The following is a 20864-nucleotide window of genomic DNA, read 5'->3' as shown; positions in this document are numbered from 1 at the left end:
TGTAAGGCAGACGCTCTACCAACTGAGCTAATCACCCTTCGAACAATTGCTAAGCAATTTATTCAACATCAACTGAGCTCTAAGTTTGTCACTAAGCTCTGCTGCTGTGGGTGTGTATTATATAGATTTACACATGGCTGTCAAACAGTTTTTTAACTATTTTGAAAAATAATTGAAAATACTGTCTGAAAGTTATTATTAATAGTAGTCTAAGGCACGTGTTTACTAAGGTTGCTGCATAAAAACTTATTATGGTTAGTCATTGTTTGATGGTCAAAAACTACTATACTATTGAGGGTGTTTTACGACTCATGCTTTATTTTATGTTGATTGTTGGAGGCGGGCATAGAAAATTCCACTATTGAACAAACTTTTACGACCTGGTCTTGGGGAGACTTTGCAGGCTTGGGTCTGGTATTGCATATTGTTCTCATGATAGTAATGACGCTACGTGTTGTGTCAGTGCAGCGCAATATCGGTGTATCTATTGCTTGGATTGCTGTGCTCTATACCTTGCCTCTTTTTGGTTTCATCGCTTATATACTATTGGGTGAGCCGATGATAGGGCGGCGCTATCGTCAACGGGTAGACCAAGCAAGCTTATTGATGGATGATATGGCACGGCGTGAGAATTTGGTTTTTGATCAAGGACAAGAGCTGCTGTCAGCCAACTACCGCGGTGTCAGTCAAATAGGCACGCGTTGGACGGGGCTGGGCGTGTTTCCTAATCACAATATGCAGCTATTGACGGATCCTCATACTATCTTTCAGCGATTAATCGAAGATATCAATGCCGCTCAGAGTATTATCTTGATGGAGTTTTATATTGTTTATCCTAAAGGACAAGTACTAGAGGTGATAGAGGCGCTGTCAGCGGCAGCGCAGCGTGGTATTGAGTGTCATATATTGGCCGATAGCGTGGGCAGCTTTAGTTTCTTTAATAGTAGCGCGCATCGTACTTTAGAAAAAGCAGGTGTCTTTGTCCATCAGTCACTACCAGTGGGTTTATTTAAAACGCTATTTAAGCGCTCTGACTTGCGCAATCATCGTAAAATTGTGGTGATTGATGAGCACATTGGCTATATCGGTAGCTTTAACTTGGTCGATCCAAGATTTTTTAAACAAAATAAAAACGTTGGACAGTGGATCGATGTGGCGATACGCACGACCAGTCAACACTCTATTAGTATTACGACCGCCATGGCGATCGTGGTGGCCACGGATATTGGTGCGGAAAATAACGACAATCTAGACGCGCTCAATCAGCGAGTAAATGGCTATACTCGTAAACTATATGTGATGAACCCAACCATTAATGATTTAAACAGTCGGGTAAAGGTATTGGCTGGTGAGATCGACTATCATAAGCAGCCAAATATTGGCTCGACATCGATTGTGATACCGAAGATGCCGATGGTAGAAGGGGTGCTGGCGCAGCTGATACCCTCCGCACCGCAAGTGACTGCCCATGTGATTTACAATACATTGGTGACCGTTATTCATCGCGCCAATAAACGCATTCGTATTACCACACCGTATTTTGTACCTGACGAGGCGCTCTCGGGAGCATTAACGATCGCTGCCAAACGTGGGGTTGAGGTGACACTGATTGTCCCTGAAAAGGTGGATTCATTTCTTGTACAGCATGCGTCACAAGCCTATTATCAAGAGCTGCTCGAGGCAGGCGTGACGATTGCCTTGTTTAAGGGTGGTTTATTGCATACCAAAACAGTGGTTATCGATGATGATTATTGTTTATTTGGTACTGTAAACATCGATATGCGCAGTTTTTATCTAAATATGGAAGTGAGCTTGGCCATTTATACACCAGAGATGGTCGCTCAAGTGGCTGATTGTCAAGAAGTCTACTTACAAAGTTGCCGTTTTTTGAGTTTAGAGCAGTGGCAACAGCGCCATGGTGCAGAGCGTTTGTTTGATAATGTGGTACGCTTATTTAGTCCTTTATTGTAGCATTTTCAATTTTAGGATAAGGTAAACGACTGATATCAGTTTAGTGCCATGATGACCTTATTTTTATTACTATTAATTTATCCCGATAAAGGATGCGCTTGTCTATGTATGCATCGTCTGCATCACCTCTAACGCCCTTTGATTATATTGCAGCAGGCTATTGGCAAGACTTTCTAGCGGATCGTCCTATCGCTGGTGGCATTGCTTACGAGAGCGAGCTTCATGATTGTATCTTAGATGAGTCATTGGCCAGCTTACAGCGAGTCGATACGCTGCTGTCGCACATACGTCGTGAGATGGTTAAAACTGGTCGATGGCATGAAGAGACATTATTGCTCGATGAACGCTATCGTAACTTTATGGTATTTTTGGCATTTTATGCAGGGCGAGTATTGGCACAGCAATGGCAAAGTACGCCGCATTGGTATGGACAGTTTGAGTTACATAAGCGCTATCCTGAACTGGCTCTGACAACCGATGATTTTTATCAACATCTGGCGGTTGTCTATTGTCAGTCGGCTGATGCTAATAGCGTTACGTCATTGTTTTTTGCACTAGAGCCGATAGGGATGCGTCTATTTGGTCATATTGATCGGCCGTTTGAGGCGGTACAAGGCGGTCAAGTGGCGAGTGGTCTGTATCAAGCGGTTAGCGCAAGGTTGCCACATGCGCACGACAATCACGTTGCTAATTCGATCACGCCAGTCATTAATATCAGCACACCAAATACAAGCGCTAGTGTAGAGCACATTAAAACGGTTGATAGTCAGAAACCGTTAGAAAAAGAAGGGTTGAGTCATACGCCACATGCTGTGCCAGAATCTCAGAACCTGTCTCAGCAAGAGAACCAAACTAAGCCTGTGCTGTCTAAATCAGAAACAGTGCAACCTCATACAACCTCAGAAAATAGGGTATTAGAGCAGCCACTACCATCGTTAGTGCCTTCTCTTCAAGAATTGCCAACGCCCGCGATTTTTACGCAATTGCTCGTAGAGCTGGATAGCATAGAATTCGTTCAAACGGCTGGCAATAGCGAATATCAGCAAGCCCATAAAGTGCTAGAGCAGTTAGAACAGCATATTGCCAAGCAAAGTCAGCCGCGCACGCAAATGCGCTTTTCAGAGAGTCATTTAGCGACAAAAAAGCAAGCGCTATTAACACTACAAGAGGCGGCGCATGCGGGTAATAGCGCTGCCATGCTACATTTGGCAATGTATGAGTTACTTGGTGAAGGATTAACGGTTGATAAGGGTGCTGCTACAGCGTCAGGGGTTGAGTGGGTTAAGCAGGCAGCCAGCAAAAATGACAGTCGTGCGCAGCGCCTACTAAGCAAGATGTATTACCAAGGGGTCGGCGTGGCGCAAGATATAGACACTGGCAAATATTGGCTAGAGCAAGCAGCAAAGAATGGACACGCGGAAGCGGCGAGCGTAGTAGGGCAATGGCAACAGGCACAAGCGCTGATAACGACACAAAAACAAGAGCAACATAGCATGAAGCGCTATCAGTTGTTATTCGCCGCCATACTCGTAGTGGCAATATTGATTCTAATTATTGTCTAAAATATTTTATGGCAACACGCTGTAAAGCGTATTGTTAATCGCTAAATTCAGGTAGAATTGGCGCATTTTTTACCGTCACCTTACTATAGTCGATTTAATTTAAAGAGGTAAAAGGCAACCGAGTGCAGATGTATAGGTGATACTGCAAACGAGGTTAATGCCATCACTCTTTTATAGTGAATTGACTATATTATTTAAGCCATTACTAATCTGGGCAACTTTATGCCATCTTCTCCTATATCCTCTGATTGTGCTTTAGAAGCGACTGACCCAGTATCGTTGCCCAGCCGCACTGTTTATACTGCGCCTTTGTATTATCAGTGCGCCATTGGCTTACTTAAGCCGCTATATCGACTGCAAGTTTGGCAACGCTCACACAACCGCGACAACTATCAACAAGAAGTGGCGCAGCGTTTTGGCAAACAATATCCGCCGCGACCAGTGGCTAAAGTGACTAATGCGCAAACCGATAAAGGTGTTATTTGGTGTCATGCGGTGTCATTGGGCGAGACCAATACCGTCGCGCCATTATTAGATACATTATTGGCAGATGGCTATCAAATATGGTTAACCAATACCACGCAGACAGGTTTTGCTCGCGGTGCTAGCCGTTTCGCCGATGATATTGCTCAAGGTCGGATGAGCCATAGCTACGTACCTGTCGACAGCCCAACTGTGATTGAGGCTTTTTTGGCGCATGTCAAGCCTATCGCTGCTCTGTTTGTAGAAACGGAACTGTGGGCAAATATCCTAACCAAATTATCCGAACACCATATTCCCAGTATCTTGGTCAACGGTCGGCTGTCAGCGTCTTCTTTTAAAAGTTATCAAAAAATTGCTGCGGTCAGTGCCAGTATGATGAAAAATCTGACTTTGATTATCGCCCAAGACAGCGACTCAGCGAAACGCTTTCGACAATTGGGTGCGAATAGCGCGCAAATTCGTGTCGCAGGTTCACTCAAATGGGTAATTAATACGCCTCAAATTGAAGATAAAGCGGCTGATATAGAAGCTGATATAGAAGCTGATATAGAAGCTGATATAGAAGATAACTATACAGAAAATTCTAGCGTACCAAACCAATATTCTGAATCGGTCCAAGAGTCTACATTAGCAAAAGAGATGAATATCGCTGGTCGACCGATTTGGATTGCCGCAAGTACCCATAGTGGCGAAGAAGAGACGGCATTGTCACTGCATCAACAGCTATTGTCTCATCCCGCGCTCGCTGATGCGCTGCTTATCATTGTACCTAGACATCCTGAACGTTTTGATGAAGTAGCAGCGCTCATTCAAGCGTCCGAATTAACAATGGCACGGCGTAGTGCAGAAGATAGCATTCATGTAGACACACAAGTCTATCTGGCTGATAGCATGGGTGAGCTGATGGCGTGGTATAAGTTGGCAGATGTGGCACTGGTCGGCGGCTCATTAGTAGATGTCGGTGGGCACAATCCCGTTGAGCCAGCGAGTGTGGCAACGCCTGTACTCATGGGGCGCTATACGCAGTCTTGCCAAAGCGTGGTAGATAAATTGGCGGAGGTCGGCGCGTTATATCAGCCAAACAATGTTTTCTATCGTCCCGTTACTGTTAATACGGCTACTACTAATGATGATACGAGTCAACAATCCTCTCGTAAGAAGCCTGCCGCTAAAGAGGATGTAGCGCTCATTTATCAGCAGCTAGTGTCTTGGCTCAGTGATCTTGAGGTAGCGGAACAAGCAGGGCAAGCTGGCGCGCGAATGACGAGACAACAGCAAGCCGTACTGACCCGCCAATTTACCATGATTAAAGAGGTTGTCGAGCAGCATGCTATTCAACAACCAAGCCAAGAGCTGCTATGAATTGTTTATTATTACCCATTGAAAACTTCTCTTCGGATGCGGCATATATTGATGAATTATCACAAATAAATCACGTCAATAAAGTGCTAACAGCAAAAGTTGGTGATACGCTGAAAATCGGTCAAATGGGCGGTCATTTGGGCACTGCTGTGATTGAGAGCATCCGCTCTGATGCTATTGAGTTGCGTGATATTCAGCTCACCACTGCGCCGCCACCAAAGCTAGATTTGACCGTTGTGTTGGCACTACCGCGTCCTAAAGTGCTACGCCGCTTAATCATGGATATGACCGCGCTTGGGGTGCGCGATATTATCCTAATTAATAGCTATCGCACGCAAAAAAGCTATTGGCAAAGTCCGATGCTTGAGCGCCTTGATGAGTTTGTATTAGAAGGGCTGCAACAAGGGGTTGACACCATAGCGCCTCGTATCACTTTACAAAAACGCTTTAAGCCATTCGTGGAAGATGAGCTGGCAGGTTTGGTAACCAATCGAGCCATCGTGGCGCACCCGTATAGTGAGCTATCCTTTACACAGTATCTACAACAGCCGCCATCGTTAGGATTACCAAGTCTGGTTTGTATCGGTAGCGAGGGCGGCTGGATTGATTATGAAATAGCACTGCTCGCCACTCAAGGTTGCGCGGCAGTCACTATAGGCTCGCGTATCCTGCGTACAGAAGCCGCCGTCAATGTGATTTTAGGTCAATGGTTGCTGTCGTGAATCAGCAGATCATTGAAAGATAATTAAGACATGCCATCACTTAGAAAATCTATACATTACTCCATGAAGATCTATAAATTTATCACTTAGAAAGTGACAGTTGAGCCAAATTATCGGTGCATTTCTGAGTTAAACAAATGTATTGATAATTAATCTCATTTCTATTAGTATGTTGTTTCAGAGATTATCGCGTGATTGAACCTTATTGTTAGAGGTCTTTAGCGCCGTCTTATCTTATTGTCATCTCATCTATTTATCTCACCTTTTCGTAGCATCATTATGGGGAAAACCATGTCATTGAATGCCATTAGCGCTAACCTAACTTCTACTAAGCTTATCTTGCCTGTTGCCGTATTTGGCATGATGTTGGGACTGGCTGGTTGTAGCAATTCATCTACAACAGAAGAGAGCGTGGAGGCGGAGACATCAGCGGCGGCTACTGAGCAACCAGCTGCTAATGATGGTGCTACGAGTGAAGGTGGTCAAACGATTACTATTTATTCTTCGCGAAATGAGCAGTTGATTAAGCCATTGCTAGACCGTTATACCGAACAGACGGGTGTGAAGATTGAGCTGGTCACAGATAGTACAGGTCCGCTCATGGCGCGTTTGCAAGCTGAAGGTCAGAACACGCCAGCCGACATGCTGCTCACGGTTGATGCGGGTAACTTATGGCAAGCCGCTCAGCAAGGCTTGTTGCAACCAGTATCCTCTACTGTGTTAGAAGAAAATGTCCCTGCCAAATATCGTGATCCAAAAGGTCAGTGGACAGGGCTATCATTGCGTGCTCGTACGATCTTTTATGACCCAAGTAAAGTCAGTGCCGACCAATTGTCTACTTATGCAGATTTAGCCGATCCAAAATGGAAAGGCAAGTTATGCCTACGTACCTCTAAAAAAGTCTATAACCAGTCACTTGTGGCCAGTATGATGGAGCATTTGGGCGAAGAGAAAACCGAAGAAATCGTCCGTGGTTGGGTCGCTAACTTAGCTACTGACGTGTTCAGCGATGATACCAGTATGCTAGAAGCCATCGCTGCTGGTCAGTGTGAAGTGGGCATTGCCAACAGTTACTACTACGGTCGTCTGCTCGATGAAAAACCTAACTTCCCTGTGAAAATATTTTGGGCAAACCAAGGCACGACTGGTACACACGTAAATATTTCAGGTGCTGGTGTGGTCGCAGGTTCAGACAATCCAGAGGGTACGCTTAAACTGATAGAATGGTTGTCTTCTGATGAGGCGCAAGGTCTTTATGCCAGCTCAGACAAAGAATTCCCAGTAAAAGTAGGGGTTGATGAGTCAGAAATGCTCAGATCATGGGGTGAATTCAAAAAAGACGATATCAATGTGCAAAAGTTTGGTGAGCTACAAACCCAAGCCATTCAGTTGATGGACAAAGCAGGCTATAAATAAGGTATTGACAGTCATATCATTCTCAAAAATGACAATGCCTATCAACCCCGAGTATCAAGATTGATAGGCTAAATGATAGTCTTTATGTTCAAAGCGGACAGTGTTTTTAGCCGTATTTTTGAGTTTGGTATAATGTTGTAAGGTCTTTATGCGTATGACACGGTAATAATGATATGATCAAAACGCCAGACGCGTCTGCACGTCAAAACGATACAGTTAATGATAGTGCTAATGCCAACAATATGGATAATCATAATATTGATGGAAAGCAGACTGTCAGCCAAGACCACGCCGTCCGTAAACGTATTATCTCAAAATCAGTCTTAGGACTGATTTCGTCGTTTATGCTTTTGCCAATTTTGATTGTGTTGCTATCTTGGACGCAGCCAATTGCCGATATCTGGACGCACATGGCAGATTATGTGCTGCCGCAAGTGCTTAAAAATACCGCGATTTTATTGCTGATGGTAACAGTCGTGTCTGGCACTATTGGCACCGCGCTTGCTTGGGTAACCAGTATGTACCGCTTCCCTGGACAGCGGTTTTTTTCGTGGGCGCTGATGTTACCGCTGGCGATACCTGCCTATGTATTGGCGTTTGTCACCATTGGTATTGTTGATTTTAGTGGACCATTACAGACAGGTTTGCGCGACCTAGGCTTTGATGCAGCGATTCCTTCGATCCGTAATGTCTGGGGAGCAGGTTTGGTATTGTCCCTAGCGTTTTATCCCTATGTCTATTTGCTGGCGCGTCAAGCGTTCTTATCGCAAGGAAGGCGAGCGATTGAAGCGGGACAAATGCTGGGCTTAAGCCGTAGCCGCGTGTTTTTCCGGTTGGCATTACCACAAGCCTTGCCGTGGATTATTGGCGGACTATTGCTTGCCAGTATGGAGACCTTGGCAGATTTTGGTGCCGTGTCGGTCTTTAATGTTGATACCTTTACCACGGCTATTTACAAAGCATGGTTTGGTTTCTTTAGTTTGACCACTGCGGCACAATTGGCAGCTTTGCTCATCGGTGTGATCTTTATTGTGGTATTGTTTGAGCAGTATTGGCAAACCAAGCGCGGCAATAATGTGACTCAAGGCAGCAGTCAGCGTTTTGATGCCAGCACGCCTGCGAAATTGGGCATGACATTGCTGTGTACCTTGGTATTTGCTGGCGCTTTTTTAATCCCATTTTTGCAGCTCATCTACTGGACGGCATTGAATTTTCGCCAAGATTTTGATGCGCGCTATATTGATTTTGTGACCAACAGCCTCATGATTGCTAGCATGACCACGATTTTTATTGCCTTTTTGGCGATTATCATTGCGTGGATTAAGCGGCAGTATCCTGATAAATTGACCAAGCTCATGACTACTTTGGCAAATTTGGGTTATGTGGTGCCGGGTACAGTATTGGCAGTGGGCATCTTTATCCCAATTGCTTGGCTAGACAACCAAATGATTGTCTTTGGGATTACCACGCAGCAAGTATTATCAGGCAGTGTGATTGTGATGCTATTGGCATTATCGACGCGTTTTATGACGGTGAGTTTTCAGCCAGTTGATCGACAGCTACAGCGACTAACGGTCAATCAAGAAGCGGCTGCCAAATTACTGAGTGACAGTCCTTATCAGCGCTGGCGTCAAGTGATGTTGCCCGTTATTAGTCCAGGAATATTGACTGGACTATTGATGGGGTTTGTTGAAGTCATGAAAGAGATGCCGATTACCTTAATGACGCGTCGCCAAGGCTGGGATACGCTGGCGGTGCGGGTGTTTGAGATGACCAGCGAAGGCATGTGGGGACGAGCTGCATTGCCCAGTTTATTGATTGTGCTGGTTGGGCTGCTGCCTGTTTGGATATTATTGCGTCAAAGCGATAAGCAAGGTTAATGTATTTTTAGAGTCAATCTGCATTATCCGATAACGCTCCATTTTATGATTGTTTTCACTGTTTTATCTATGGGTTTTATTTACTAATAGCTAACTGGTACCGTCTATGTACACTGATTCAATGAAAGGCTCAGCAGACTCTAAATCAATCAATGCCAAGTCAATAAAGGCCAAGGCAAGACTGGAGCATATAAAAAAATTACCAGTTGCTCAAGTTAAGACGCCGCCCGCCCAGCCTAGTAAGTCTTTAGAAAAAAGTAGTGCCTTTAGCCAAGATGTTGAGACAAATACTGAGGCAGATACGGCTACTAGTCCTTATTTTAGTGTGCAAGATTTAATCGTCGGTTATGACGATACGATTATCGTCAATGGTTTGTCTTTGGAATTGAAGCAAGGCGAGATTGGTTGCTTTTTGGGTTATAGCGGCTGCGGCAAGACCACGGCACTAAGAGCGATTGCAGGGCTGGAACAAAGCCGTGATGGTACGGTTCTCTTAAACAATCAATGTCTTACTGATAAAACTGACCGCAACTCGTATGCAGTAGCACCCGCCAAACGCGGTATGGGCATGGTGTTTCAGGACTATGCGTTATTTGGGCATTTGAGCGTGGCAAAAAACATCGCTTTTGGTCTGAATAAATGGTCTGCCGCTGACAAAAAAGCCCGTGTCGCTGAGATGCTAGAGCTGGTTGAATTGTCTGAGCATGCTGACAAACGTCCAAATGAGCTGTCAGGTGGTCAGCAGCAGCGGGTGGCACTAGCCCGCGCATTAGCGCCAAAGCCAAAACTATTACTACTCGATGAGCCGTTTTCTAATCTAGATGTGGTGCTACGTGAATCATTGGCAATGAATGTTCGTGATATTCTTAAACGCACCAATACCACGGCAATATTGGTCACTCATGATCAAAACGAAGCCTTTGCACTGGCTGATAAAGTGGGGGTGATGCATAAAGGTAAACTGGTACAGTGGGCAACCCCAAGTGAGCTATATCATGAACCAATCAGTCCTTTTGTCGCTGAGTTTGTCGGCGAAGGTGCGATGATAGATGGCATCATCAAAGAAGGCCATGTTGAGACGGCATTAGGCGATATTTATCGACGTATGGAAGTGTATGATGAATCAGGGTATCCACAGTATTGCGAGTACGATTATCCTAATGGCACACCGATTAAGGTGTTGGTGCGCCCTGATGATATCATTCATGACGATGAGAGCAACCAAACCGCTTTAGTCGTTGGACGCGTATTTCGCGGTGCCAACTATTTATATCGCTTGCAACTTGACGACGGGCAAACGGTATTGTCTTTAGTCGCCAGTCACCATAATCACGAGATTGGGTCACAGATTGGTATTTTACCTATCTTAGAGCACGTCGTGGTATTTGATGAAAAAGACATCAATGCGACGACTTGGTCAGAGTATGATAGGTCAGAGAGAGTTGATGAGACAGAATAGTTGTTATAATCAAAGCATTTATAAATGATTAGGAAATTAACCTCGCGACATGCACACAGCATGCTATTTACGCTTGGCTGCCTTGTATCTACTTTATACCTGTTTTAAACTGCGGTGACTATATTGATTAAAACTCCCTCCAAAAAACAGGTGCTTGCACTTACGCTTATCGCGTTGCCAATATGTGCAAATAACGTCCCAACCATTTATACGGCTCTAATTGCGAGTAGCGCAGCTCCATGCGTATCACGGCATCTGGGTCATTGTGTCCACCACGCTTAAGCGGGGCATAATCATGGAATACGCGCAGACCGCTGGTGCGTATGGTCTGATAATGATGCGCAGTCAACCAAGATTCAACTTCTTCTTTGGCGACAGGATGGTTGGGCGTGAGGCTTTTTTTGTTATCAGCCTTATATTCTGTATTATCAAGTAAGTTAAAATTACCCATGATTAGGTTGCGATAATCAAAGCTTGCTGGGTTATAAAAGCATAAAGATAGCGCACCATTATCCGCTAATTGCTGATCAAAAAAGTCCATCACCGCAGCGGGCTCTGCCAACCATTCAAGCAGCGCATGACACATGATTAAATCAAACTTTTCACTATTTTCTGTACCCAACTTTTCTGGCAGCTCCTGATAGGGGCAAACGTACCATGTGATATTCAGGTCTTCGTCTATCTGCGCGGCACTCGCTTTCGCTTTTTCTAGCATGTTGGCTGAGATATCATTGATGACCAATGTATGACCTTGAGCTGCCAGCTCTATTGCAATCTGTGCTAGCCCTGCACCCACATCCAAAATACGTAAAGGTCGCCCAAGGCTTTCACTCATTTGCGCGCTATATTCAAAGATATCACGGCGTAGCACCGCCAATCGAATATCGCCTTTTAAGCCACCGTAGACCTTTTTTTCAAAATGATCCGCAATCGCATCGAAGCTACGATCGGCACGTATATCGCCTGATGCGTCGATTGGTTGTGTCAGATCAGCCGATTGGTTGTCATGTTCTTTGATACTTTCATTATTGGTTTGCATAAAGCGCTATCTGTATTAGGATGGTATTTTGGAACATCGTACAACAAAGACAAAATCTAAGCTAGGCTTGACGCCAATACTAGCTTTACCATAGCGTCAAAGATGCCATTAAATACCTGTTTTCCAGTAGCTTTTCACAATATTTTACGGTATAAGTAGTAAGGTTTAAGAAACAATTATTGAGTAAGTTTTATTGGAAATATCTGATACTTCACTGTATTCAATAAAAACCGTTCAATAAAAAGAGTCTGCCATACTGAAATTTTTTATTGTCAAGGACTCTCAGCAAACGTCTGATCTACCACCGCTAAGGACAGCAACCATGATCGTATCTAAATCTACTACCGCTATAAATAACAAATCATCTAGCAGTACCCATCAATCAGTATCCATTATGACGGGCAAGCCTGTGATGCTGCGCTGCCTATTATCCGTCGCTATTGCCAGTAGCTTGCTGCTCGTCGGTTGTGGCGATGACAATGACTTTGATGCTGTCATAGGCTCTGACTCTGCGACGTCAGTTAAATCAATCAGCTCATTTAACACCGCGCAAATAAATACCCAGTTCGGTCTTGATGGTACGGCAACCCCTGATGCCAAATGCGATATCAAAATCGAAAAAGTTAGCTATCCGACAGTAGGGGCAGCGGGTGAGCGTACCAACGCGACAGCAGCTTTGATGCTACCAAGTGGCGACAGTGCTGACTGTCAAGGCGATCGACCTATCTTGCTGTATGCCCATGGCACAACTACGGACAAAGGCTACGATTTTAGTCAAGTCGCCAATCCTCAAAATCCAGCAGCTGGTGAGGCGACATTAATCGCTGCCAACTTTGCCGCTCAAGGCTACATCGTCGTTGCACCAAACTATGCTGGTTATGATGAGTCTGATCTTGATTACCATCCATACCTTGTGGCTGAACAACAAGCCACTGACATGGCTGATGCATTAGACAGTGCCCGTACCATCATTGCAAGACAACAGCGCGCTAATGATCCTGACTACACCAACCTTGATGACTCTGGTAAGTTATTTATCAGTGGTTACTCACAGGGCGGGCATGTGGCGATGGCAACTGCAAGAATGTTCGAGCAAAATGATGAGCCTGTCACTGCCATTGCACCTTTATCAGGGCCTTATGCACTGGCAGCGTTCGGTGATGCAATATTTTCGGGTAACGTCAATATCGGCGCATCGCGTTTTGCACCGCTACTAGCATCTGGTCTCCAAAATGCGTATGGCAATGTCTATAATAGTACTGCTGATATATTCACTGCCAACTATGCAAACACACAATTACCAAGCTTATTGAGCTTTGGTGAGTTGGTCGCTGCTAATAAACTGCCTGATAATGCGCTGTTTGAAAAAGATCCTGAAAACAATCCTACGCTTGATCTTCTACCAGCGCCTACCGTTCCCTTTGCCTCTATTGGCTTCGCGGATGATAACTATCTGATCAAAACAGACTTCCGTACCGCTTATGTCGCAGATGCATTACAGAACCCTGATAGCCTAATCGCGATGACAGGAGCATTACCAGCAGCCAATCCACAAAACAACTTGCGAAAAGCCTTAAAAGCCAATGATCTACGTGGGTATGTACCAAAAATGCCAACTCTGCTATGTGGTGGCAATCAAGATCCAACGGTTTTTTATGACCTAAATACCAGTTCAATGGCTGCTATTATTCAAGGGAGTGTCGCACAAAATCCAGCCCTTACCGTTAACGTGACAGTATTAGATGTTGATGCGACGACAGCTAATGATCGTCCTGATAATTCTAATGTTCAACTTATTGGACAGGCGTCCATGAACCAATGGAATATTAATTCTGTAGTAGCAAGTGTTCAAAGTAACTTTGTTCAAAATCTTCAACGCGTAGTAGCTGCAGGAGCAGAGCAAGGCATACCTGCAAGCGTTGCTGTATTGGGCAACTATCACGGCGGTCTGGTCAGTACGGCTTGTACGCAAGCCACACGTGAGTTCTTTAATCAGGAATTTAAACCTGCTTAATAGAGGTCATTTTAACCATAAAAAATAGCCTGACTATCGAAAAAACTGTATCCACTGGATGCAGTTTTTTCATGAATATCATTTAATCATCAATAAGAGAAAAATATGAAATCGATAATATTATCACTAATTGCCTGTGTCTTTATCACAGCTCCGATCAGTCAAGCACAGGCTAAGAATACACCTTGTTCGGGCAAAATGGGCGGCGTATCTCACTGCTCAAAAGATGGTAAATTTGTTTGTAAAAACGGCAAAATCAGTCAATCAAAACAAGTATGTCGTTAAAGTTGTTTTTACCCTTGTTATTAAAGTGAAAAAAACCGCTAATCAGCTGTTTTGCTTAATTTTAATAACAGCCAGACGCCCCTAAATCAGCAAATTTGTGCTAAAATAGCTTCTTTAATTGAACATTATTTTTAACAAAAACCGTATCACTATTTTCCTATTGTTTTGCACCTTTGACAGTGCTTTTTTAGGGTCTATATTCTGATAGTAGCTGCGCATTGATGCAGCTATATTTTTGTATAACCCATGAGTATCTTGAACAAACGTGTCAACATTAGAAAAACAATGTGAGTGAAGGAGTGTATATGAGCGAATCGGTCAGTCCTATTGGCATCGTAGAGGAACTAAAGCAATCCTATCTGGATTATGCGATGAGCGTGATTGTCTCGCGTGCGCTGCCTGATGTGCGTGATGGGTTCAAACCTGTACACCGCCGTGTGATGTACGCCATGCACGTGCTATCTAACGACTATAATAAGCCATATAAGAAGTCTGCACGTGTCGTCGGCGATGTCATTGGTAAATATCACCCACATGGCGATAGTGCGGTCTATGATGCCATTGTGCGTATGGCGCAGGATTTTAGTTTGCGTTATCCGATGGTTGACGGTCAAGGTAACTTTGGTTCGATCGATGATGATCCTCCGGCTGCCATGCGTTATACCGAAGTACGTATGACCAAGCTGACGCATCAGATGCTTGCTGATTTAGACAAAGATACGGTTGATTGGGAAGACAACTACGATGGTTCTGAGCGTATGCCTAGCGTCATGCCAGCGCGTGTTCCAAACTTACTAATCAATGGTGCGACTGGTATTGCTGTTGGTATGGCGACTAATATGGCGCCGCACAACCTGACAGAAGTGATTAATGCTTGTTTGGCTTATGCCGAAAACCCGCAAGTATCAGCTGAAGAGTTGATGTCACACATCTCAGGTCCTGACTTTCCTACAGGCGGTATCATTTATGGTCGCGCTGGTATTTTAGATGCTTATCGCACGGGTAAAGGTCGTTTGCACATCCGTGGTCGCTATCATATTGAAGCCATGAGTGATACGGGTGTCAACCGCGATCGTGAGCGTATTGTCTTTACCGAAGTACCTTATCAATCTAATAAAGCCAAAATGATTGAGCGTATCGCAGAACTCGTACGTGATAAAAAGATTGAAGGTATTAGCGAGATTCGTGACGAGTCTGACAAAGATGGTATGCGTATCGCCATTGATTTGCGCCGTGGTGAGACAGCTGAAGTTATCGTTAATAACTTGTTCTTGCAAACGCCGCTCGAATCAAGCTTTAGTATCAATATGGTAGCGCTCGATAATGGTCAGCCAAAATTATTAACTTTGCGTCAGCTGATTGCCGCCTTTGTACGTCATCGCCAAGAAGTGGTGACACGCCGTACGATTTATGAGTTAAACAAAGCCCGCGTACGTGGTCATTTGCTCGAAGGTTTGACCGTTGCATTGGCAAATATCGACGAGATTATTGCAACAATTAAAGCCTCTGCAAACCGTGGTTTGGCACGTGAAAGCTTATTAAATAATACGTGGGGTTCAGGTAGCGTGGTGGCGATGCTTACTGCTGCTGGTAGTCAATCTGTGCGTCCTGACTATATCGAAGGCGAAGATCCTAAAGCACCATTTGGCTTGATTGAGGGCGAAGAACGTTATCGCTTATCACTTGAGCAGGTCAACGCGATTTTAGATATGCAGTTGCATCGTCTAACGGGTCTTGAGCAAGACAAATTGACCGAAGAATATCAGGATTTGCTACGTGAAATCGCTCATTTAGAGTCTATTCTTGGTGATTTTGATAAGCTAATGACCATTATCTCCAATGAGATGATTGAGATTCGTGATAACTTTGGTGATGAGCGCCGTACCGATATTATTGACTCACGTACTGACTTTAACCGTGAAGATTTGATTCCTGAACAGACGGTTGTCATGACGGTCTCGCGTACTGGTTATGCAAAAACTCAGCCGATTGACGATTATGTCGCGCAAAAACGTGGCGGTAAAGGTAAGTCTGCAACCGCAATGAAAGAAGATGATGTGATTGATCATTTGGTGGTGACCTCAACGCATGCTACCGTATTGTGCTTCACGGATAGCGGTCGTGTCTTTAGCTTACGTGGTTTTGAAGTGCCGATTGCCAGTCGCGGTGCTCGTGGTCGTCCATTAGTGAATTTAATTGGCTTAAATCCTGATGAAACCGTCACTACGATACTGCCAATTCCGAAAATAGTGGAAGAGTTATCGGTAAAAGGTGAGGCGTCAACAGATGCTCTAATAGATGGGGATGATGAACTATTAGACGACAGCACGCAAGCAGAGCCACCTTTTGTGTTCTTTGCAACTGCCAATGGTACGGTGAAGCGGGTAGAGCTTAAGCAGTTTGCCAATATTCGCTCGAACGGCTTGATTGCGGTTGGACTAGAAGAGGGCGATAAGCTAGTCAGTGCTCGTATCACTAATGGTAGCCAAGAAGTGATGTTGTTTGCATCCAGTGGTAAAGCCATTCGTTTTGATGAAAATGATGCGCGTGTGATGGGTCGTACGGCTAAAGGTGTCCGTGGTATGCGTTTGGCGGCTAATGAGTCGATAAAATCATTGGTGGTGATCGAAGATGATGTACGCGAAATCCTTATTGCTTGTGAAAACGGCTTTGGTAAACGTACCTATATCGATGAGTTCAATACCCAGAATCGTGGTGGCGGCGGTGTAATTGCTATCAAAACCAGTGAGCGTAATGGTGCGCTAGTAAGAGCCACTAAGGTTGACTCTACAGACGATATTATTTTAATCTCTGATAAAGGTACATTGGTTCGTACGCCCGTTGAGCATGTCGCTAGCTCTGGTCGTAATACGCAAGGTGTGACGCTGATTCGTCTATCAAAAGACGAGAAGCTGGTCGCTATGGCGCGTGTTGAGCATGAAGAAGGTGACGATGAGCTGGTTGATGCCATGAGAGAAGACGGTACATTTGATGTGGCAGGTCAAGAGCAGATAGATATCGATGCAGCTACTGGCAACACAGCAACGAATGACGTTATGGATATTGCTACTGACAATGAATTAGATGTTGATAGTACAGACGGTGAAAACACAGACGACGAATAAATGTCTCAGTAGTTAGCTTTTTGATCTAGTCTTATATGATTGTTCTATAAAAAGCCTCTGACGTTATCGTCGGAGGCTTTTATTTTTTTCTGTACGTCATCTATTGTTAGAGTCTGCCTCTAAGTTTCCGCTGCTCTAATTTTTTATAAATAATGCCCATAAAGTTCTATTTTTTAAGGCTGTTGTTATGCTCTCGACCAATCAAACTTTTCAAGGAACCCTTGCTTCGATATCATCGAGCTTTTTATTTTCGATGATGTTTGTGTTTGGGCTATTTATGCTGCCTTTGACAGGTACGCAGGTAGCCTCATGGCGCGTGCTCATGATGCTGCTAAGTTTGCTATTGTTGGTCAGTTTTACCAAGCAATGGCAACACGTTTTTGATTATCTCAAAACCTTAAAAACTCCGAAAGAGTGGCTGATATTTATTTTGCCCACACCGATTTTGGGTGGTCAAATTTGGCTATTTATGTGGGCACCAGTCAATGGCTTTGGTCTGGATGTCACCTTGGGCTATTTTTTATTACCGCTGGTGATGATTGTACTTGGTCGATTTTTTTATCACGAGCATATGAGTGCGTTGCAGTGGGTGGCCGCGCTATGTGCAGCCTTAGGTATTGGCTATGATATCTTTCAATATGGCTCAGTATCTTGGGTAACGTTGTTTGTGTGCTTGGGCTATCCACCTTATTATCTATTGCGGCGTAAACTGGCTGTGCCGCCTATCACAGGGCTGTTGTCTGACTTGGCTTTGTTAACGCCAGTGGTGCTCATTATGTTGTATTTTAGCGGCGGCTTTAGTACGGCAGCACAGGACATCAAGTTCTGGTATTTATTACCACTGCTAGGAGCCTTTAGTGCACTGGCGATGTCCTTAACCATGATTGCCAGTAGCAAATTACCTGTATCATTATTTGGGGCGCTAAGCTATGTCGAACCTATGCTGCTGTTTGTTTTATCCATCACTGTTCTAAGTCAAAGCCTCGATGAGGGCGGCTCTTTGTTCATGTATGGTATGGTAAGTTTGGCGTTACTGGTGATGATCGCTGATAGTATAAGAGGTTATCTTAAGCGCCGCCGTGACAATCATTTGCATGGCTATCGAGAGCCACAAGTGGGCGGGTTTCCGCCGCGTCGTCGTTTCATAGATCAGCGTATTGATGGGGTTTTAACCGCGCATCGTTTTCGTAAGATTCGGCGCTATCAAAAAAAGATGGATAGAATACAGCAAAAAATCGAGCAGTTGAGTGCAAAGTAAGATGCTGAATGGGTAGGTGAACGCTTTAGTAAAGCAGGTGTATTGCTTATCTATTCTGACTTTGACATAATACCGACCACAAGATAAACACGATATATTCCAAGTATTTATCTCAATATTATATGATTATGTTGTAGATAACAGAGTTTATAGATCAAAAAGCCTTCGACGTCCGCGTCGGAGGCTTTTGTTTTTTTCTAAAATTGCCAAGGACGTGCGCTCATTTTTCAAGGTTGTCGTTATGCTCACCACGAATCAAACGTCGCAAGGTACCATCGCTGCAGTGGCAGCAAATTTTTTATATTCATTGCTATTCTTATTTGGTCTATTGATGCAGCCGTTGTCAGGGACGCAAGTCGCTTCTTGGCGCGTACTGATGATGCTATTGAGTCTGATGCTGCTGATTAGTGTGCTTAAGCAGTGGCAGCATATTTTTGATTATCTCAAAACCCTAAAGTCGCCCAAAGAATGGTTTTTATTTATCATACCGACACCAATATTGGGCGCGCAAATCTGGATATTTATGTGGGCACCTGTCAATGATTTGGGGCTTGAGGTGACATTGGGTTACTTTTTATATCCAATGATTATGATTATGGTTGGTCGGTTTTTTTATAACGAAGACATGAGCTTGTTACAATGGATTGCCACCATTTGTGCAGGCGCAGGTATTGCTTATGATGTCTTTCAGTACGGCAGTATTTCTTGGGCGACTTTATTTGTTTGCTTGGGTTATCCGCCCTATTATCTACTGCGTCGTAAATTGGCAGTGCCGCCGATCACAGGGCTTATCTCTGACCTTGTTTTATTGACGCCAGTGGTATTGATTGCTTTATATCTCAATGGCGGGTTTGCGCTGGCGATATCTACCGATAAGTTTTGGTATCTGTTGCCACTGTTAGGCATTATCAGTACGGCTGCGATGTCGTTGACCATGGTTGCCAGCCAAAAGCTGCCCGTCTCATTATTTGGCACCTTATGCTACCTTGAGCCGATATTTTTATTCATATTTTCCATCACGATTTTGCATCAAAGTATCGATGAGGGAGGCTCTTTATTTATGTACGGCATGATTTTTGTCGCGCTGTTGATGATGATTGTGGATAGTGCGCTTGGTTACTTGGCACGTAAGCGTGATGACCGTTTGCATGGTTATAATGAGCCACAAGTGGGTAGCTTCCCGCCACGTCGCCGTCTGAAAAACCGCCGTATTAAAGGTGTATTAACCGCGCATCGTTTCCGTAAAATTAGAAAGTATCAGCAAAAAATACATAAGATGACACGCAAAATTGAAGAGCTGCATTCAAAGTAGCGCCTGCCAGCAAGTCGATATAGACTTGACTGAGCGGGCAATGTTTTTCGTCATTACTCTACACAGTTTCTGTGTTAAAGAGGCATTAATTACGCTATTATCGATAGCATTGCTGCCACGCTTAACAACGTTTATTAATAGAATGCGTGGCACCAACTATACATATTACGACTTATTCACACGATAACTTATTCACATTATAACTAGGATGGTTTATGTTACACCTTCATCATTTAGCAAATTCGCGATCATTTCGTATTATTTGGCTGTTAGAAGAGCTTGGCGTCGATTATCAATTGACTTGCTATGAGCGCAATAAAGCATACCGTGCGCCTGACAGTTTAAAAAAAATACATCCGCTCGGTCATGCACCCATGTTAGAAGTAAATGACCGTGTGCTCATCGAATCAGGGTTTATAATCGAATACTTGTTGAAGCATTATGATAGCGAGAAACAGTTCAAGCCTGCGGATGATAATGAAGCGGCGTGGGAGGCTTACACGTTTTGGTTGCATTTCGCTGAAGCATCAGTGATGCCGCCATTGGTCATGCGTTTGGTATTTACCAAAGTGGTTGAGCAGTCGCCCATGCTCATCAAGCCTGTGAGCAAAAGCATTCGTAACCAAGTCGAAAAAAATATGATAAGCAAAAGTCTGGATGCTATATTGGCGATGATGGAGCAGCATTTGCAAGACAACCATTGGTTTGCAGGGGCTGAATTTAGTGCCGCTGATATACAAATGCATCTTGCGGTTGTGGGTGCTAATGCTGGTACAGGATTAGATAGCAGTAAATATGCCAATATCTTAATTTGGCTAAAACGCTGTGAGGAGCGCGATGCCTTTAAGCGTGCAGAAGAAAAGGGTGGTCGTTTGAAGTTCTAAAAGCGGCGGATTTAATCGTTCATAAATGACTAATTTAATATTAAAATGAAGGGTTTTGTTTATTCATAGACAAAACCTTTTTTAGGATAAGA

General features: G+C 44.1%; 14 protein-coding genes. 13 read left to right on the top strand and 1 reads right to left on the bottom strand.

All coding sequences use genetic code 11. The features are described from left to right. Positions 1 to 333: 333 nt before the first annotated feature. The 7 genes from INT03_RS14835 to INT03_RS14805 all read left to right on the top strand — a co-directional run bounded on the left by INT03_RS14835 (position 334) and on the right by INT03_RS14805 (position 10855). Entirely contained in the window at positions 334 to 1971 is a 1638-nt protein-coding gene (locus INT03_RS14835; RefSeq protein ID WP_193009524.1) for a cardiolipin synthase, read from the top strand. Positions 1972 to 2075: 104 nt separating this feature from the next. After that, positions 2076 to 3533 carry a tetratricopeptide repeat protein gene (locus INT03_RS14830; protein ID WP_193009523.1) on the top strand — a complete coding sequence of 486 codons (1458 nt, stop codon included), beginning with the start codon at positions 2076 to 2078 and terminating at the stop codon, positions 3531 to 3533. Between the two features lie 222 nt (positions 3534 to 3755). Then, positions 3756 to 5378 (top strand): 3-deoxy-D-manno-octulosonic acid transferase, encoded by a 1623-nt coding sequence (locus INT03_RS14825; protein WP_193009522.1) that lies wholly within the window; start codon positions 3756 to 3758, stop codon positions 5376 to 5378. Next, entirely contained in the window at positions 5375 to 6100 is a 726-nt protein-coding gene (locus INT03_RS14820) for a 16S rRNA (uracil(1498)-N(3))-methyltransferase (RefSeq protein ID WP_193009521.1), read from the top strand. Before INT03_RS14825 ends, INT03_RS14820 begins: the two co-directional genes overlap by 4 nt. A gap of 291 nt (positions 6101 to 6391) precedes the next feature. Continuing rightward, the gene (locus INT03_RS14815; protein ID WP_055124594.1) at positions 6392 to 7516 is read left to right on the top strand and encodes an extracellular solute-binding protein; all 1125 of its coding nucleotides are present in this window, start codon (positions 6392 to 6394) and stop codon (positions 7514 to 7516) included. 173 nt (positions 7517 to 7689) lie between these two features. Then, on the top strand, positions 7690 to 9396 hold the full coding sequence (locus INT03_RS14810) for an ABC transporter permease (RefSeq protein ID WP_193009520.1): 1707 nt from the start codon (positions 7690 to 7692) through the stop codon (positions 9394 to 9396). Positions 9397 to 9502: 106 nt separating this feature from the next. Next, positions 9503 to 10855: an ABC transporter ATP-binding protein gene (locus INT03_RS14805; RefSeq protein WP_193009519.1), complete on the top strand. Its 1353-nt coding sequence runs from the start codon at positions 9503 to 9505 to the stop codon at positions 10853 to 10855. Between the two features lie 166 nt (positions 10856 to 11021). Here the strand turns inward: INT03_RS14805 and INT03_RS14800 are convergent, their stop codons facing one another. Next, positions 11022 to 11894: a methyltransferase domain-containing protein gene (locus tag INT03_RS14800; protein WP_193009518.1), complete on the bottom strand. Its 873-nt coding sequence runs from the start codon at positions 11892 to 11894 to the stop codon at positions 11022 to 11024. Between the two features lie 322 nt (positions 11895 to 12216). Here INT03_RS14800 and INT03_RS14795 point away from each other — a divergent pair, with 322 nt between their 5' ends. The 6 genes from INT03_RS14795 to INT03_RS14770 all read left to right on the top strand — a co-directional run bounded on the left by INT03_RS14795 (position 12217) and on the right by INT03_RS14770 (position 20772). Next, positions 12217 to 13908 carry an alpha/beta hydrolase family protein gene (locus tag INT03_RS14795; RefSeq protein ID WP_193009517.1) on the top strand — a complete coding sequence of 564 codons (1692 nt, stop codon included), beginning with the start codon at positions 12217 to 12219 and terminating at the stop codon, positions 13906 to 13908. A 105-nt stretch (positions 13909 to 14013) separates the two neighbouring features. Next, a complete protein-coding gene (locus tag INT03_RS14790) occupies positions 14014 to 14193 on the top strand; it encodes a hypothetical protein (RefSeq protein WP_193009516.1) in 180 nt (59 codons plus the stop codon). Between the two features lie 305 nt (positions 14194 to 14498). Next, a complete protein-coding gene (gyrA, locus tag INT03_RS14785) occupies positions 14499 to 17318 on the top strand; it encodes a DNA gyrase subunit A (RefSeq protein ID WP_193009515.1) in 2820 nt (939 codons plus the stop codon). Positions 17319 to 17505: 187 nt separating this feature from the next. Further along, positions 17506 to 18576, top strand: a complete 1071-nt coding sequence (gene rarD, locus INT03_RS14780; RefSeq protein ID WP_193009514.1) for an EamA family transporter RarD — start codon at positions 17506 to 17508, stop codon at positions 18574 to 18576. 241 nt (positions 18577 to 18817) lie between these two features. After that, positions 18818 to 19888: an EamA family transporter RarD gene (gene rarD / locus INT03_RS14775; RefSeq protein WP_193009513.1), complete on the top strand. Its 1071-nt coding sequence runs from the start codon at positions 18818 to 18820 to the stop codon at positions 19886 to 19888. A 215-nt stretch (positions 19889 to 20103) separates the two neighbouring features. Beyond that, positions 20104 to 20772, top strand: a complete 669-nt coding sequence (locus INT03_RS14770; RefSeq protein ID WP_193009512.1) for a glutathione S-transferase — start codon at positions 20104 to 20106, stop codon at positions 20770 to 20772. Positions 20773 to 20864 lie beyond the last annotated feature (92 nt).

This window comes from Psychrobacter sp. PG1 (assembly GCF_014897815.1).
Taxonomy (GTDB): domain Bacteria; phylum Pseudomonadota; class Gammaproteobacteria; order Pseudomonadales; family Moraxellaceae; genus Psychrobacter.
Note: the sequence above shows the minus strand (reverse complement) of the source record. Positions and strands in the feature narration are given on the sequence as shown.